This is a genomic window from Pseudomonas sp. NFACC56-3 (assembly GCF_900100025.1).
Lineage (GTDB): Bacteria > Pseudomonadota > Gammaproteobacteria > Pseudomonadales > Pseudomonadaceae > Aquipseudomonas > Aquipseudomonas fluorescens_AA.
This window is the reverse complement of record NZ_FMTK01000013.1, coordinates 1-17,015: the sequence shown is the minus strand read 5'-3', so window position 1 is coordinate 17,015 and position 17,015 is coordinate 1. Positions and strand designations below refer to the sequence as shown.

Below are 17,015 nucleotides of genomic sequence, written 5' to 3'. Positions count from 1 at the left end.
GTGGTCACTGAAGAAGGACTTTCAGGGCGCACGCGGCAGGCATGGGGACATCCAACAATTTCTCAAACCAATGGTTCGGCGCCCGCGGCTGGAAGCCGTTTGCCTTTCAGAAGCAGGTATGGGCCGCGGTCAGGCGGGGGGAGTCCGGGCTGTTGCACGCCAGCACCGGCGCCGGCAAGACCTACGCCGTATGGTTCGCCGCCCTCAACCGTTTCGCCCGCTCGACACCGCCGCCGGACAAACCGCGCAAACGCAAGCCGCCGGCCGAACCGCTGACTGTCCTGTGGATCACGCCGATGCGCGCATTGGCGGCCGACACCGGCAAAGCCCTCGAAGCGCCCCTGGCAGACCTGCAAGTGCCGTGGAGTGTCGGTCTGCGCACGGGCGACACCAGCGCCAGCGAGCGCGCCCGCCAGGGCCGTCGCCTGCCCACCGCGCTGATCACCACGCCCGAAAGCCTGACCCTGATGCTCGCCCGGGCCGATGCGCAAGCTGCCGTTTCGACCCTGCGCATGGTGGTCGTGGATGAATGGCACGAATTGCTCGGCAACAAACGTGGCGTGCAGTTGCAACTGGCCCTGGCGCGCTTGCGGCACTGGCATCCCGAACTCATTGTCTGGGGCGTGTCCGCAACCCTCGGTAACCAAGCCCACGCCGAGCAGGCGTTGATCCCGCAAGGCAACGGGATCAGTGTGCAGGGGGCCGACAGCAAGGCGCTGCAGGTCGACACGTTGCTGCCCCCGGCCCTCGAACGTTTCCCGTGGGCTGGGCACATCGGCCTGAAGATGCTGCCCCAGGTCGTTGCTGAAATCGACGCCAGCCGCAGTTGCCTGGTCTTCACCAACACCCGGGCACAGTCGGAAATCTGGTATCAGGCGCTTCTTGAGGCGAGACCCGACTGGGCCGGGCTGATCGCCCTGCACCATAGCTCGCTGTCGCGTGACACCCGGGATTGGGTGGAGCAGGCCCTGAAGGATGGCCAGCTCAAAGCGGTGGTCTGCACCTCCAGCCTGGACCTGGGGGTGGATTTCCTGCCGGTGGAACGGGTGCTGCAGATCGGCTCGGCCAAGGGGGTGGCGCGCCTGATGCAACGGGCCGGGCGCTCTGGTCACGCACCGGGGCGGACCTCACGGGTGACGCTGGTGCCGACCCATAGCCTGGAGTTGATCGAGGCCGCCGCCGCGCAGGACGCCGTGGCCCAGCGGCGCATCGAACCTCGCGAATCGCCGCACAAGCCGCTGGACGTCCTGGTGCAGCACCTGGTGAGCATGGCCCTGGGCGGCGGCTTCGTTCCCGACCAATTGTTCGAGGAGGTGCGGGGTGCCTGGGCCTACCGCGACCTCAATCCGGCCGAATGGGCCTGGGCCCTGGCTTTTGTGCGCCACGGCGGCCTGTCATTGACCGCCTACCCCGATTACCGACGGGTCGAACCGGACGAACACGGGGTCTGGCGCGTGCCCGACGCCCGCCTGGCCCGGCGTCACCGCATGAGCATCGGTACCATCGTCAGCGATGCCAGCCTGCAATTGAAGTTCTGGAGCAAGGGCGGCGGCGGCAAGACCCTGGGCAGCGTAGAGGAAGGCTTCATCGCTCGCCTGCGACCCGGCGACGGTTTCCTGTTCGCCGGGCGACTGCTGGAATTGGTCCGGGTCGAAGACATGACCGCCTATGTGCGACGCAGCCAGGCCAAGAAGGCCGCTGTGCCACGCTGGAACGGCGGGCGCATGCCACTTTCCAGCGAACTGGCGGCCGCCGTCGTGGCCCGTTTGAGCGAAGCCGCCGCGGGCCGCTTCGAGGGCCCGGAGATGCAAGCCGTGCAGCCCCTGCTGTTGACCCAGCAACGTTGGTCCGGTTTGCCCACGCAGCACACCTTGCTGGCCGAAGCCCTCAAGTCCCGGGAAGGCTGGCATCTGTTCCTGTACCCGTTTGCCGGACGCCAGGTGCATCTGGGCCTGGCCAGCCTGCTGGCCTGGCGCGTCAGTCGGCAACAGCCGCTGACGTTTTCCATCGCGGTCAACGACTACGGCCTGGAACTGCTCAGCGCCACGGCAGTGGATTGGTCGCACTACCTGACCCCGAGCCTGCTGAGCGTCGATCACCTGCTGGCCGACGTGCTCGCGAGCCTCAATGCCGGGGAACTGGCCCTCAGGCGCTTTCGCGAAATCGCCCGGATCGCCGGGCTGGTGTTCGCCGGTTACCCCGGTGCGCCCAAAAGCACCCGGCAAGTCCAGGCCTCCAGCGGGTTGTTCTTCCAAGTGTTCAAACAATACGACGCCGACAATCTGTTGCTGGCCCAGGCCGGGGAGGAAGTCTTGCGTGAAGAATTGGATATCCGTCGACTGGAGCAGACCTTGCAACGCCTCAATACCCTGAAGCTGGACCTGCACATGATCAAACGCCCCACCCCACTCGGGTTCCCGCTGCTGGTGGAGCGGTTCCGGGAAAGCATGAGTTCGGAAAAACTCGCCGACCGCATCCGGCGGATGGTCAGCGAGCTGGAAAAGACTGCCGATCGCGGTGACGCCTGATGCCAGCGCCGTACCCTGTCAGCCTGGCCGGCGAAGCGCTCTGGCTGCTTGCGGAAAAAGCCTTGTATTGGCCCGCCCAGGAAACCTTGATGGTGGCCGACGTTCATTTCGGCAAGGCCGCCGCTTATCGCCGCCTCGGGCAACCGGTGCCCCACGGCACCACCGCCAGCAACATCGCGGTGCTGGATGCATTGCTGGCCAGGCTGGCGTGTCGACAGTTGATCTTTCTCGGAGATTTTCTCCACGGTCCCGACTCCCATGCTCCCGGCACCTTGAAGGCACTTTCCGATTGGCGTGAGCGACATCCGCACCTGGCCATAACGCTGATTCGTGGCAACCACGACAAACGCGCCGGCGACCCACCTCCAGCGCTGAACATTCGCGTCGTACCGGAGCCGTTGCTACTGGGCCCTTTCGCCGTGCAACACGAGCCTCGCCCCCACCCCAGCCGCCATGTGCTGGCCGGCCACGTGCACCCGGTCTACCACCTGAGCGGCAAGGGCCGGCAACGCCTGCGCCTGGCTTGCTTTCGGCTGGGCAGCGAGATCAGCCTGCTACCGGCCTTCGGCGCGTTCACAGGCGGTTATCGAGTCGAGCAAGACAGCGACTGCAGGATTTTTGTCATCGGCGATAACGAAATATGGCCCGTCAACTGAAGCACTCTGTGCTTCCGCTGGCGGGCCAGCGCCTCATCAGGCGACAGGCGCAGGAGGCGGCTCGTCCGGCAGAGTGGGTTCGCCGGGTTCGGTAGGCTGTTCGTTGGGCGTATCGGGATCGGGCTGGCCGGGGATGCCGCCTGCCGCTTCGGCAGGATGGGCCAGCAATGACCAGGCCATGACGCCGATCTGATTGGGCTCAAGCCTTGCCAGTTCGGCACTGATTCGCGGATCGATCTTCATAGAGCAACTCCTGAGCGAAGGCCCGCTGCGCTGACGCAAAAAACGGGCAGTACACGCAATAGAGTGTCTGCCCGCCCAGGAATTCCAAACAGCTCGTCAGATTCAGGTACGCGGCAGCGTCACGCCGCGCTGGCCCTGGTATTTGCCGCCACGATCCTTGTAGGAGACTTCGCATTCTTCATCGGATTCAAGGAACAGCATCTGCGCCACACCCTCGTTGGCGTAGATTTTCGCCGGCAGGGTCGTGGTGTTGGAGAATTCCAGGGTCACGTGGCCTTCCCACTCGGGTTCCAGCGGCGTGACGTTGACGATGATGCCGCAACGGGCATAGGTGCTCTTGCCCAGGCAGATGGTCAGCACGTTGCGCGGAATGCGGAAGTATTCGACGGTGCGGGCCAGGGCGAAGGAGTTCGGCGGGATGATGCAAACGTCGCTCTTGACGTCGACGAAGCTCTTCTCGTCGAAGTTCTTGGGGTCGACGGTGGCCGAATTGATGTTGGTGAACACCTTGAATTCGTCGGCGCAGCGCACGTCGTAGCCGTAGCTGGAGACACCGAAGGAGATCAGCCGGTCGGCGCCTTCGCCACGCATCTGGCGCTCGACGAAGGGCTCGATCATGCCGTGCTCTTGCGCCATGCGGCGAATCCACTTGTCCGATTTGATGCTCATGGCGGTTTCCTGAAATAGCGAGGTGGAAAAAATACGTCCGGCATCTTACCGGGGCACGGGGCCGGGTTCAAAGCGCGGCGCGCAAATCTCGCCGATCCACCTTGATTTCCGGGTCCTGCCGGCCATCGCCCGCGCCGTCAGTCACCAATTAAGAGAAACCTTCGCAAAGACCATTGGCACATTCTGGAAAAAGGGTTAAGGTGGCGCCACTGTGTTGCTTGTGTCACTGAGAATCTCTACACGATATGTTGAATTTCGATCCAACCATCTACAAGAATTTTTCCTGCTCTTTGCACTCAGTCTCGGCCAGGGTTCTTCCTGAGTCGCAGTTATCTTTGTTCAAGGAGTTACACCATGTCTAATCGCCAAACCGGTACCGTTAAGTGGTTCAACGATGAAAAAGGCTTCGGCTTCATCACCCCACAATCCGGTGACGACCTGTTCGTTCACTTCAAAGCTATCCAATCCGACGGCTTCAAAAGCCTGAAAGAAGGCCAACAGGTTTCTTTCATCGCTACCCGCGGTCAGAAAGGCATGCAAGCTGAAGAAGTTCAAGTTATCTAACTTGCACTTGCTTTAGTAAAAGGCCCCGCCCTCAAAAGCGGGGCTTTTTTGTGCCTGGGTGTTTTGCAGGCACAAAAATCAATGTGGGAGCGGGCTTGCTCGCGAAAGCGGCGGGTCAGCAACATCATGACTGACACACCGCCTTCGCGAGCAAGCCCGCTCCCACACTGTTTTTTCCTTGGCCCGGATTACCAGGTCACGCCAAACCCGGCCGTGTACCGCGTCCTGCTCAAGTCACTGTCTTCAGTACCTTCAATGACATCCTTCTCGGCCTTGAGGTTAAGCGACGCCCAGTCGGTGACCTTGTAGCGCAACCCCATCTCAGCGTCATAGGCGTACTCCGCCACGCCGGACAGCGGCTTGCCCACTTCGCCGTTGGTGAAGAACTCCACGCGCTTGCCAATCAGGAAGCGGTTGTAGTCCCACTTCATGGCCACGGAATAGAAGTTGTCCTTGCCGCCATCGCGGTATTCGTAGTCGGTGCGGTTGAGCAGCGACCCCAGGGAGAACGCACCCAGCTCGTCATCCCAGAACTGGTAGCCCGGACCGGTACCCACCACGCGCTGGCGCGCCAGGTCTTCGACCTTGTCGCGCTTGTAATTCAGGCGACCTTGCCAAAACCATTTGTCAGTGAAAAACCGGTCGAGGGAATACTCCAGGCGCCAGTTGTCGGTCGACACCACGTCATCCTGGAATTCACGGTTGTATTCGCCTTCAGCGTTATGCCGCCATCTGCCGTGGCGCGCCGAGGTCTTGAAGTCGACGTCGTAATCGTCGGTATCGTTTTCCGCGCGCTTGTAATCCAGTGCGGCATCGATATTGCCCTTCCATACCAGATCCTCGACCACCGGCTTGGGCTTGAGGATTTGCTGGATGCTGGCCAGCTCGACGGTCTTGGGCGCATCACCGTTGGCTAGCGTGACCTTGCCGTCCTCGGCGGCGTGCAGGGCCTTGGCTTTCTCACCCGTATAGGCATCCTGCTTGACCAGCAATTGCTGGTCGCTCTCGAGGGTCTTGACCTGTTTCCAATCGATGGGAACCGCGCCGGCGTAATCAGTCTGGATCAGCAACTTGCCGCCATCGAAAACGGTGATTTTACCGGTCAGCTTGTCACCGTTCTTCAACCAGACGGTATCGGCAAGCAAGGGCATGGAGGCGCTGGTAACAGCTAGGCACAACAGGGTTCTAGACAACATAAGCGATAATGGGCTCAAGTTTTCAGTGAAAAGGCGGCATTATCCCCCAGGATGACACCTCAGCAAGGACTGACCCGTGTAGGGCGGATGAGTTCATTTCTCAACCCGTCCTGTAAGAATTAATCTACAGACGGACATCTCATTCAGGAACCTTTACGTGACTGACATCTCCGCGGACACCGAGAATGCCACCCAGATCCGCCGCACGACCCTTTACCTGACCCTGGCCCAAGTGCCAGCGGGCAAAGTCGTCACCTATGGCCAGCTCGCCGATATGGCCGGCCTGGGGCGCGCGGCGCGCTGGGTCGGGCGAACCCTCAGCCAACTGCCAAGCGACACCAAGCTGCCCTGGCATCGGGTATTGGGTGCCGGTGGTCGGATCAGCCTGCCGGCGGGCAGCGCCTCAGGGGATGAACAGCGCGCACGCCTGCGCCTGGAAGGGATCAGTGTCCTGAACAATCGTGTTGATATTCAGCGCCATGGCTGGCGCCCGGTAGAGCACAGCGGTTAGAGTGCGCGCTTTGTTTTCGCAATTTTTGAGGCAGACTCCAGCCCATGCCCCGTAAAACCTGGCGCGCCGCCCTCGCCGCCTATGCCAGTCCCTCAACGCTCGTGCTGTTGCTGCTTGGCTTCGCCGCCGGCTTGCCATACATGCTGGTGTTTTCCACGCTTTCGGTCTGGTTGCGCGAAGCCGGCGTGGCCCGCGAAACCATCGGCTACGCGAGCCTGATCGGCCTGGCGTACGCCTTTAAATGGGTCTGGTCGCCGCTGCTCGACCAATGGCGTCTGCCGCTGCTGGGTAAGCTGGGGCGCCGTCGCTCATGGCTGGTGCTCTCCCAGGCCTTGGTGATCCTCGGCCTGATCGGCATGGGTTTCTGCGACCCACAAAAACACCTGTCATGGTTGATCGCCATCGCCGTGATCGTGGCCTTCGCCTCCGCGACGCAGGACATCGCCGTCGACGCCTATCGCCTGGAGATCGCCGACGACACCCGCCAGGCCGCCCTCGCCGCCAGCTACATGTCCGGTTACCGCATCGCCGCGCTACTGGCCACCGCCGGCGCCCTGTTCTTCGCCGAAGGCTTTGGCTCCACCGGTTTCAGCTACAAACACTCGGCCTGGGCCGGTACCTACCTGTTGTTCGGCGTCTTGATGATCCCGGCGCTCCTCACCTCACTGTTCATGCGCGAGCCGCCGGTGCCGTTGCGCACGCAATTGCAGGCGGGGCGCTACACGTTCGTTCATCAGTTGGCGTCGGTATTCGTGCTGATCGTGCTGCTGGTCTCCGTCCCGGCGATGTTCACCCAGCTGTTCAACACCGACTTCGCCAGCGTGCTGTTCGAGGGTGTCAGCCTGCTCGACCTGCTGCTCGAAGACCGCGCCTTCCTGCGGGCCATCCTCTATACCATCCTGACCGCCCTGTGCCTGTCGACCATGGGCCGGCGCGGACTGGCGCCGGTGCTGACGCCGATCAACGATTTCATCCTGCGTTATCGCTGGCAGGCCCTGCTGCTGCTCGGGCTGATCGCAACCTATCGGATGTCCGACACGGTCATGGGCGTCATGGCCAACGTGTTCTACATCGACCAAGGGTTCACCAAGGACCAGATCGCCAGCGTCAGCAAGATTTTCGGGCTGATCATGACCCTTGTCGGCGCCGGCATGGGCGGCCTGCTGATCGTACGTTTCGGCATCCTGCCCATCCTGTTCATCGGCGGTGTCGCCTCGGCCGCCACCAACATCCTCTTCCTGATGCTGACCGACATGGGCGCCAACCTGAAGATGTTGATTGTCACCATCTCCCTGGACAATTTCAGCTCCGGCCTGGCCACTTCGGCGTTCGTCGCCTACCTGTCGAGCCTGACCAACCTGAAATTCTCCGCCACCCAATACGCCCTGCTCAGCTCGATCATGCTGTTGCTGCCGCGCTTGATCGGTGGTTATTCAGGGGTGATGGTGGAGAAGTTCGGCTACCACAATTTCTTCCTGATCACCGCCCTGCTGGGCGTGCCGACCCTGCTGCTGATCGCCTTGCACTGGTTCCAGGAGAACCGTCGCCAGGACTCGACGCCTACCGAAGAACCGGTGTCCACCCGGTCGGCGGAAGAGTCGTAGGAAACTTCAGCAAACGCCGGGCAAACCGACGTTCGCACCTGGCGACCGGCCACGCGCCTGTACGCCAGGGCATCTCGCCCGTACAATGCTCCGTCATTTCTCGTCATCAGCAACCGACAACGGCCAACCATGCGCACCAGTCAATATTTGCTCGCCACACAGAAAGAAACGCCTTCCGACGCCGTCGTGATCAGCCATCAGCTGATGCTGCGTGCCGGCATGATCCGCAAGCTCGCTTCTGGCCTGTATACCTGGCTGCCGATGGGCCTGCGCGTCATGCGCAAGGTGGAAGCCATCGTTCGTGAAGAGATGGACGCCGCTGGCGCCCTGGAAGTATTGATGCCAGGCACCCAACCGGCCGAGCTGTGGCAGGAATCGGGGCGCTGGGAGGAATACGGCCCTGAGCTGCTGCGCATCAAAGACCGTCACGGTCGCGACTTCTGTGCAGGCCCGACCCACGAAGAAGTGATCACCGACCTGATGCGCAACGAGTTGAGCAGCTACAAGCAGCTGCCGATCAACCTGTATCAGATCCAGACCAAGTTCCGTGACGAGATCCGTCCACGCTTCGGCCTGATGCGCGGTCGCGAATTCATCATGAAGGACGCCTACTCGTTCCATGCCGACCTGGCTTCGCTGCAAGTCACTTATGACCGCATGCACCAGGCGTATTGCAACGTGTTCACCCGCCTGGGCCTGAAATTCCGTCCGGTCGAAGCCGACAACGGTTCCATCGGTGGCGCCGGTTCCCACGAGTTCCACGTACTGGCCGAGTCCGGCGAAGACGACATCGTCTTCAGCAACGGCTCCGACTACGCCGCGAACATCGAGAAGGCCGAAGCCATCCCTCGGGAAACGTCCCGCGCCGCGCCGACCGAAGAGCTGCGCCTGGTGGACACGCCGAACGCCAAGACCATTGCCCAGTTGGTGGAAGGCTACAACCTGCCGATCGAGCGCACCATCAAGACCCTGATCGTGCGGGCGGAAGAAGCCGGCAAGTTGATTGCCCTGATCGTCCGTGGCGACCACGAACTGAATGAAATCAAGGCCGCCAATCAGCCAGGTGTCGCCAGCCCGCTGGTCATGGCCACCGAAGCCGAGCTGCGCGACGCCATCGGCGCCGGTGCCGGCTCCCTCGGCCCATTGAACCTGCCACTGCCGATCATCATCGACCGTTCGGTAGCCTTGATGAGCGACTTCGCCATCGGCGCCAACATCGACGACAAGCACTACTTCGGCGTGAACTGGGAACGCGACCTGCCGGTTCCAACCGTCGCGGACCTGCGCAACGTCGTGGCCGGCGACCCGAGCCCCGACGGCAAGGGCACCCTGGAAATCAAGCGGGGCATCGAAGTCGGGCACATCTTCCAGCTGGGCAACAAGTACAGCCAGGCGATGAAGTGCGAAGTGCTGGGCGAGAACGGCAAGCCGGTCACCCTGGAAATGGGGTGCTACGGCATCGGTGTTTCCCGCGTGGTGGCAGCCGCCATCGAGCAGAACAACGATGAGAAAGGCATCATCTGGAGCGACACGCTGGCGCCGTTCCAGGTGGCCCTGGTGCCGCTGCGCTATGAAACCGACCTGGTGCGCGAAGCCACCGACAAGCTCTACGCCGAACTGACGGCCGCCGGCTTCGAAGTGCTGCTGGACGACCGCGACAAGAAAACCAGCCCTGGCATCAAGTTCGCGGACATGGAACTGATCGGCATCCCCCACCGGATCGTCGTCAGTGACCGCGGCTTGGCCGAAGGCAACCTGGAATACAAGAGCCGCACCGAGGCCGAGCCGCAAGCGCTGCCGGTCGCCGACGTGCTGTCGTTCCTCCAGGCCCGTATCCGCCGCTGACACCAGATAGAGACGTCATGTTCAAGCGAAACACCTTAGGCCTCGGTGGTGCCGCCCTGTGCGGCGCCCTGCTGGTCAGCGGCTGCGCCAACCAAATGTCACAACGCAGCGAGCACGAAGAGCGGGTCGAGCGCAAATTGCTCGACCACAGCCTGCTAATCGACGTGGGCGAACCCAAGGTGCTCGACCTGCCGCAGCGTCGGGTGCGCATCAATGAGCAGAAAACCTTCGAAGTCACCGAGTTCGAGGTTACCCGCCATTACGATCGCTACACACCGTACCAACCCTGGCGGGAGATCTACGAGATTCCCCTGGGCGCGGTGGCCGTGGTGGCTGGCATCGGTGCGAACGTGGTCAATGTGTTCGCCCTCGGCAACCTGCCGGACACGGCGACCCATGACTGGATCAGCTACGGTTTCGCCGGGCTCAACCCGTTCATGAACGTCCCCTCCCATGGCCGTGCCCAGCAGAATCTGGCGGGCATCGACGAAGTCCAGCGCGACAAGCGCACGGAACACTCGAGCCTGCCCTGGAGCGAACGCCCGGTGGAGGTCAAGGCCGCCCGGCAGACCTTCGAGCTGAGCACTGACCGTAACGGCGTGCTGCGCCTGAACCTGCTGGAAAGCCCGTTCGCCGAGCAGGACCTGAGCCAGTTCGGCAAACTGCAGATCAGCGTGACGGATGCCCAGGAGGAAGTGCACACCGATTCATCCCTGAGCATCAGCAGCACCTTGCGCAGCAAGCTGGTGGAAGCTCATGCATTGATCTACGACGACCTGGAAGATGACGAGGTGAGCCAGTGGGTTCATCGGGTCAAGCGCCTGTCGGAGCTGGGACTTGAAGAAGAGGCCAGCGAACTGGAACAGAGCCTGATCGAACTGACACGCAACGATCCGGAGTTGCAGACCGAATTCATGAAAGCCCTGACCAAGGATGGCGGGCGGTTGGTGGCCGATCCTGGCACTGACTGAAATCCCCTTTGCTCCCACTGGACCTGTAGGAGCTGTCGAGCGAAGCGAGGCTGCGATCTTTCCCCAGACACTTGAGTCTCAAGCGAAAGATCAAAAGATCGCAGCCTTCGGCAGCTCCTACAGCCCCAGCGGGAGCAAGCTCCCTCGCCACAAGAGCAAGACAAGGCATTCAGCCAAGCAGTCTCACCGCTCAAACAACTCCAACTGCTCGAACCCTCCCCGCAAATCTTCCAGCCGCACCCCGATCCCCAATAACCGCACCGGCTTGCCGCCCCGGTTGAACGCCTGGGTCAGCAGCAACTGATAACTGCCCAGGTCCCGCCCTGCCCCGGCCTGTTCCAGTGTGGTCTGGGTGAAATCGTGGAACTTCACTTTGACGAACGGCTTGCCCGGTCGATAACTGCTGTCGATCCGTGCCATGCGCCCTTTGAGGGTTTCCATCAGTTCCGGCAGTTTGTCGAGACAACTCACCAGGTCGGGCAAGTCGACATCGTAGGTGTTCTCGACGCTGATGGACTGCCGTCGGCTGTCGTTGTGCACCAGACGCTCATCGATCCCACGGGCCAGGCTCCAGAGCCGCTCACCGAAACTGCCGAATTCGCGCACCAGCGCCAGCTTGTCCCACTGACGCAACTGCAGGCAATCGACGATACCGAGCCGGTTCAGCTTATCGGCGGTGACCTTGCCTACACCGTGGAGCTTGCTGACCGGCAGGGCCGAGACAAAATCCTCGACCTGGTCCGGGGTGATGACAAACAATCCGTTGGGCTTTTTCCAGTCACTGGCGATCTTGGCCAGGAACTTGTTCGGCGCGACGCCGGCGGACACAGTGATGTGCAACTGGTTGGAAACACGTCGGCGAATGTCCTGGGCGATACGGGTGGCGCTGCCGCCGAAATGGGCACTGGCAGAGACGTCCAGGTAGGCCTCGTCCAGGGACAGCGGCTCGATCAGGTCGGTGTAATCGCTGAAAATCGTATGAATTTCCTTCGACGCTTCCCGATAGGCCTCCATCCGTGGCTTGACGATGGTGAGGTCCGGACAGAGCTTCAAGGCGTGGCCGGAAGACATGGCCGAGCGCACGCCGTAGGCCCGCGCTTCGTAGTTGCAGGTGGCAATCACACCCCGTCGATCCGCCGAGCCCCCCACCGCCATGGGCTTGCCGGCCAGCCGCGGATCATCGCGCATCTCGATAGCGGCATAGAAACAGTCACAGTCGACATGGATGATTTTACGTTGAGTCATAGAAAAACAGGGTGCGGGACGAATCGGGCCACCAGTATCGCACCGGCACCTGTATATAGCACCAGTAGTTTGAAAGATCCTTCGTCGGGCTCTGAAAACACCTACATAAATTTACTTCTTCAATCGCAACATCCCCTCCCATAGAGCTTCAGCCCTTGCCAGGCCTGCGTCACAGCCTCGTCACAATGCCCACACGCACGGCTAAGCACTTGAAGCGGAACAGGTTTTTGTGACGCCGGGGTTGACAGCGGCTCGATCCTCTGTAGAATGCCGCCACACAGACGCGGGATGGAGCAGTCTGGTAGCTCGTCGGGCTCATAACCCGAAGGTCGTCGGTTCAAATCCGGCTCCCGCAACCAAACATCAAAAAAGGCTACTCGAAAGAGTGGCCTTTTTTGTGCGTGCTTGTTTTTGACCACACGATCAGAGACTCGCTGCCTGCTCCCCCCTGCTCGCTGCAAGTTGTAGGACAATTTCCCTTTGATTCCGCGCATTTAGGAAGGCAAGGGACGGATCGGCCGTTTATTTGGCCCCGGCATCTTTTAACGGTTGACACTCGGGCGTTCGCCTGTAGAATGCCGCCACACAGACGCGGGATGGAGCAGTCTGGTAGCTCGTCGGGCTCATAACCCGAAGGTCGTCGGTTCAAATCCGGCTCCCGCAACCAAACACCAAGAAAGGCTGCTCGAAAGAGTGGCCTTTTTTGTGTCTGGCGAAAAAAGCTCTACATTACAAAGATTTTGTAATTATTTTCCTTCGCGGGGATTGGTAACTTGGCTGGATACCCCCATCCTGTCGCGCATGGCTCAAGAGGTGATTGATGCGCGCCCACTCGTCTGACCCGCAAGACCCCGTTACTGCGACACAACCGATCAAAGCCGAGCGACTGCGCTGGCTGGATCGGATCAGCCAGTACCGCCAGCCCATTGGCCTCGCGGTCACGCTGCTGCTGTTTGCGATTGCATTGATTGCTTGCCGCCATCTGCTGAGCGAGCTCGATCTATACGCTCTGCACGACTCGATTCTTGAAGTGCCCCGACCCGCCCTGCTGGGTGCGATCGCCGCCACGGTCGTCGGCTTCATCATTCTTCTGGGCTATGAATGGTCCGCCAGCCGTTACGCCGGTGTGACGCTGCCGCCACAAACCATGATCCTGGGCGGGTTCACCGCGTTCGCCATCGGTAATGCCATTGGCCTGTCGCTGCTGTCGGGAGGGTCGGTTCGCTACCGCTTGTATGCGCGCCATGGCCTGGGGGCATCGGATGTCGCCCATATGACGCTGTTCGCCAGCCTGTCCCTGGGCTGCGCGTTGCCGCCGTTGGCGGCCCTGGCGACACTCAGCAACCTGCCCGCCGCGTCTGCCGCGCTGCACTTGCCTGCCGCCTTGCTGGGGGCCATTTCCGTGGCGGTGCTGCTGCTCACCAGCGTATTGGCCATCGGCATTTACCGCCGACGCCTGCCGGAACAGCCGCATCGGGACAGCCTTCTGGTAAAGGCCGGTCGTCGCACGCTGCGCCTGCCGGGTCGACGCCTGACCTTCCTGCAACTGGTGATCACCGCGCTGGATGTCGCCGCAGCCGCCACCGTGTTGTATCTGTTGCTGCCCGAGGCACCGCCGTTCGGCGCGTTCCTGCTGGTGTACCTGCTGGCCCTGGCTGCCGGCGTACTCAGCCATGTACCGGGTGGGGTCGGGGTATTCGAGGCGATCCTGTTGGCCGCGTTTGCCGACAAACTCGGCGCCGCACCGCTGGCCGCCGCGCTGTTGCTGTATCGCTTGATCTACGTGCTGCTGCCGATGCTGGTGGCCTGCGTGTTGCTGCTGATCAACGAGGCGCAACGGCTGTTCCTGACGCGCCAGAGCCTGCGGGCGGCATCGGGTTTCGCCGCGCCGATCCTGGCGGTGCTGGTGTTCCTCTCCGGCGTGGTGCTGCTGTTTTCCGGCGTGACACCGGAGATCGACACTCGCCTGGAACACATCGGTTTTCTGATCCCTCATCGCTTGGTCGACGCGTCACACTTGGGCGCCAGCCTGGTGGGCGTGTTGTGCCTGTTGCTCGCCCAGGGCCTGCGCCGTCGCCTGTCGGCCGCCTGGATGCTGACCACGGTTCTGCTGCTGGTGGGCGCCCTGCTCTCGCTGCTCAAGGGCTTCGACTGGGAAGAAGCCACGCTACTGACCCTGACGGCCGCCCTGCTGGCGGTATTCCGACGCTCCTTTTATCGTCCGAGCCGCCTGACTGAACTGCCGTTTTCCCCGCTGTTCCTGATCGCCAGCCTCTGCGTGCTCGGCGCGTCGATCTGGCTGCTGCTGTTTGCCTATCAGGACGTGCCCTACAGTCATCAACTGTGGTGGCAGTTCACCCTCGATGCCGACGCCCCTCGCGGTCTGCGCTCGCTATTGGGCGCCGCGGTGCTGCTGGTGGTGGTATCCCTGACCTGGCTGCTGCGCACCGCGCGTCCGGTGATCCATCTGCCGACGGCAGAGGAACTGGAGCGGGCCAAGACGATTCTCATGACCTCCTCGCAACCCGACGGCGGCCTGGCCCTGACCGGTGACAAGGCGCTGCTGTTCCACCCCAACGACGAGGCGTTCCTGATGTATGCCCGCCGTGGTCGCAGCCTGGTGGCGCTGTATGACCCGATCGGTCCGACCCAGCAACGGGCCGAAATGATCTGGCAGTTCCGCGACCTGTGCGACATCTACCACGCCCGTCCCGTGTTCTACCAAGTGCGCGCCGAAAACCTGCCGTACTACATGGACATCGGCCTGACGGCCATCAAGCTGGGCGAGGAAGCACGGGTCGACCTCAAGCGTTTCGATCTCGAAGCCAAGGGCAAAGAGATGAAGGACTTGCGCTACACCTGGAACCGCGGCACCCGTGACGGCCTGTCGCTGGAGATCCACGAACCGGGCCAGGCGCCGATGGATGAGCTCAAGGTCATTTCCGATGCCTGGCTGACTGGCAAGAACGTGCGGGAAAAAGGTTTCTCCCTGGGGCGTTTCAGCGATGACTACCTCAAGCATTTCCGCATCGCGGTGATTCGTTTCGAGGGCCGGCCGGTGGCGTTCGCCAACCTGTTGGAAACCCACAGCCACGAACTGGCCAGCCTCGATCTGATGCGCGCCCACCCCGAGGCGCCGAAACTGACCATGGAATTCATGATGGTCGGCCTCATCCAGCATTATAAAAACCATGATTACGCCCGCTTCAGCCTCGGCATGGTCCCGCTGTCGGGCCTGCAACCGCGACGCGGTGCGCCGCTGACCCAACGCCTGGGCTCGATGGTGTTCCGCCGTGGAGAGCAGCTCTATAACTTCCAGGGGCTGCGCCGCTTCAAAGACAAATTCCAGCCTGACTGGGAACCTCGTTACATGGCCGTGCCCGCCGGACTCGATCCGCTGGTGGCGCTGGCCGATACTGCCGCCCTGATTGCGGGCGGCCTGACCGGACTGGTGAAACGCTGATGATGCAACGCTCCTGGCGATATGTAGTGGCCGCCCTGTTGGTGCTGGCGGTGATTCTCGGTGGCGGGTACTGGTACTGGAACCGCCCGGCCCCGCAACCGACCCTGGAACAACTGGCGCCCGCCGATGGCGCAGCGCTGACCCGGGTCACTCCCGGTACCAAGGCACGCGCCCGGGTGCTGGTGGCCGTCAATGAAGACCAGAAACTCAACGACACGCAATTGACGACCCTCAGCCGCAGCGGCTCGGCGCAGATCGTCCAGGTGATCCTGCCCAAGGACTGCATGTTGCAAGGCCGGGCCCTGCAGGCCGGCCTGAGAGAGCTCCAAGGCCCGGCCACGCTGGTCAGCGGCATCGGCCCTGGCGCTGTGCTGGCCTGGCGCTGGCTGGCTGAACAGAAGGACGACAAGGCCAAGGCCGTTTCAGTGGACCTGGCCCTGGAAAAACCCGGCTGCACCCACCTGCTGCCTAAAAAGGCAACCCACGGCCATTGGCTGGTGGCTTGGAACGATAACCCCGACGACACCAGCGCCGGTTTCGTACGCGACCAATCGAATGCCGAGACCAGCATCAGCGACTACGACATCAACCTGCCGCAAGTGCTGAATAACGAATTGCGCAAGATCCTGGTGGGCACTGACAAGGCCAAGGGCGGCCTGAGCATTCCAGTAGTGGAAGTCCCGGCCAGCCAGACACGGGACACCGTCACCCTGTTTCTCTCCGGAGATGGCGGCTGGCGCGACCTGGACCGCGACGTGGCCGATGAAATGGCCAAGATCGGCTACCCGGTGGTCGGCATCGACACCCTGCGCTACTACTGGCAACACAAGAGCCCGGAGCAGAGCGCGGCGGACCTGACTGAGCTGATGCAGCACTACCGGCAGATCTGGGGCACCAAGCGCTTCATCCTGACCGGCTACTCCTTCGGCGCCGACGTATTGCCGGCCATCTACAATCGCCTGCCGGCCACCGAGCAACAACGAGTCGATGCGATCATCCTGCTGGCCTTCGCCCGCACCGGCAGCTTCGAGATCGAAGTCGAAGGCTGGCTCGGCAACGCCGGCACCGAAGCCGCCACCGGCCCGGAAATGGCCAAGCTGCCAGCCGAGAAAGTGGTGTGCATCTACGGCGGTGAAGAAGCCGACGAAAGTGGCTGCACCGACAAGACCGCCGTGGGCGAAGTCATCAAGCTGCCCGGTGGCCATCACTTCGACGAAAACTACCCGGCCCTGGCCAAGCGCCTGATCGATGAGATCAACAAGCGCCAGAACAAGGTTGCCGAACAGTGATCTGAGGCAAGCCTAAAGAAAAGCCCCGGCAGCCTTGCGGTTGCCGGGGCTTTTTTGTCGCTGCCGGGTTTACACAGGCCCCTCCTGTGGGAGCGAGCTTGCTCGCGATAGCGGTGGCATATTCAACATCTTTGCAAACTGACACTCCGCTATCGCGAGCAAGCTCGCTCCCACAGTTTTTGAGCGCAATGTCCACAGCATTTGCGCCCACCACCGCCTCATTGTGGGAGC

Annotated in this window: 13 protein-coding genes and 2 tRNA genes; 11 read left to right on the top strand and 4 right to left on the bottom strand. The window is 62.0% G+C overall.

The window, feature by feature from the left end:
• The first annotated feature begins 41 nt into the window (after positions 1 to 41).
• Together BLO80_RS17860 and pdeM are read left to right on the top strand one after the other, a co-directional pair.
• A complete protein-coding gene (locus BLO80_RS17860) occupies positions 42 to 2,528 on the top strand; it encodes a ligase-associated DNA damage response DEXH box helicase (RefSeq protein WP_092329235.1) in 2,487 nt (828 codons plus the stop codon).
• Entirely contained in the window at positions 2,528 to 3,184 is a 657-nt protein-coding gene (gene pdeM, locus BLO80_RS17855; protein ID WP_092329238.1) for a ligase-associated DNA damage response endonuclease PdeM, read from the top strand. Before BLO80_RS17860 ends, pdeM begins: the two co-directional genes overlap by 1 nt.
• 36 nt (positions 3,185 to 3,220) lie before the next feature.
• Here pdeM and BLO80_RS17850 read toward each other — a convergent pair whose 3' ends face one another.
• Positions 3,221 to 3,427, bottom strand: coding sequence for a hypothetical protein (locus tag BLO80_RS17850; protein ID WP_041022879.1), 207 nt, complete (start codon positions 3,425 to 3,427; stop codon positions 3,221 to 3,223).
• A 102-nt stretch (positions 3,428 to 3,529) separates the two neighbouring features.
• Entirely contained in the window at positions 3,530 to 4,096 is a 567-nt protein-coding gene (gene dcd, locus BLO80_RS17845; RefSeq protein WP_003184751.1) for a dCTP deaminase, read from the bottom strand.
• A gap of 354 nt (positions 4,097 to 4,450) precedes the next feature.
• Here dcd and BLO80_RS17840 point away from each other — a divergent pair, with 354 nt between their 5' ends.
• Positions 4,451 to 4,660, top strand: a complete 210-nt coding sequence (locus BLO80_RS17840; protein ID WP_002554837.1) for a cold-shock protein — start codon at positions 4,451 to 4,453, stop codon at positions 4,658 to 4,660.
• A 188-nt stretch (positions 4,661 to 4,848) separates the two neighbouring features.
• On the opposite strand, the gene BLO80_RS17835 is transcribed toward BLO80_RS17840, so the two are convergent.
• A complete protein-coding gene (locus BLO80_RS17835) occupies positions 4,849 to 5,856 on the bottom strand; it encodes a DUF481 domain-containing protein (RefSeq protein ID WP_092329242.1) in 1,008 nt (335 codons plus the stop codon).
• Between the two features lie 157 nt (positions 5,857 to 6,013).
• Between BLO80_RS17835 and BLO80_RS17830 the strand changes: the two genes are divergently transcribed.
• The 4 genes from BLO80_RS17830 to BLO80_RS17815 all read left to right on the top strand — a co-directional run bounded on the left by BLO80_RS17830 (position 6,014) and on the right by BLO80_RS17815 (position 10,787).
• Positions 6,014 to 6,367: an MGMT family protein gene (locus tag BLO80_RS17830; protein WP_092329245.1), complete on the top strand. Its 354-nt coding sequence runs from the start codon at positions 6,014 to 6,016 to the stop codon at positions 6,365 to 6,367.
• A gap of 44 nt (positions 6,368 to 6,411) precedes the next feature.
• On the top strand, positions 6,412 to 7,971 hold the full coding sequence (locus tag BLO80_RS17825; protein WP_092329247.1) for an AmpG family muropeptide MFS transporter: 1,560 nt from the start codon (positions 6,412 to 6,414) through the stop codon (positions 7,969 to 7,971).
• 129 nt (positions 7,972 to 8,100) lie between these two features.
• Entirely contained in the window at positions 8,101 to 9,816 is a 1,716-nt protein-coding gene (locus BLO80_RS17820; protein ID WP_092329251.1) for a proline--tRNA ligase, read from the top strand.
• A gap of 17 nt (positions 9,817 to 9,833) precedes the next feature.
• Entirely contained in the window at positions 9,834 to 10,787 is a 954-nt protein-coding gene (locus BLO80_RS17815) for a hypothetical protein (RefSeq protein WP_092329254.1), read from the top strand.
• A 183-nt stretch (positions 10,788 to 10,970) separates the two neighbouring features.
• Here BLO80_RS17815 and dinB read toward each other — a convergent pair whose 3' ends face one another.
• Positions 10,971 to 12,032 (bottom strand): DNA polymerase IV, encoded by a 1,062-nt coding sequence (dinB, locus tag BLO80_RS17810; RefSeq protein ID WP_092329256.1) that lies wholly within the window; start codon positions 12,030 to 12,032, stop codon positions 10,971 to 10,973.
• 282 nt (positions 12,033 to 12,314) lie between these two features.
• Here dinB and BLO80_RS17805 point away from each other — a divergent pair.
• From BLO80_RS17805 to BLO80_RS17790, 4 genes are all read left to right on the top strand, one after another.
• Positions 12,315 to 12,391 (top strand) — tRNA-Met (locus tag BLO80_RS17805).
• A gap of 231 nt (positions 12,392 to 12,622) precedes the next feature.
• Positions 12,623 to 12,699 (top strand) — tRNA-Met (locus BLO80_RS17800).
• A 153-nt stretch (positions 12,700 to 12,852) separates the two neighbouring features.
• Entirely contained in the window at positions 12,853 to 15,495 is a 2,643-nt protein-coding gene (mprF, locus tag BLO80_RS17795) for a bifunctional lysylphosphatidylglycerol flippase/synthetase MprF (protein ID WP_092334422.1), read from the top strand.
• On the top strand, positions 15,495 to 16,784 hold the full coding sequence (locus tag BLO80_RS17790) for a virulence factor family protein (protein WP_092334424.1): 1,290 nt from the start codon (positions 15,495 to 15,497) through the stop codon (positions 16,782 to 16,784). The genes mprF and BLO80_RS17790 overlap by 1 nt, the downstream gene beginning before the upstream one ends.
• Positions 16,785 to 17,015: the final 231 nt, after the last annotated feature.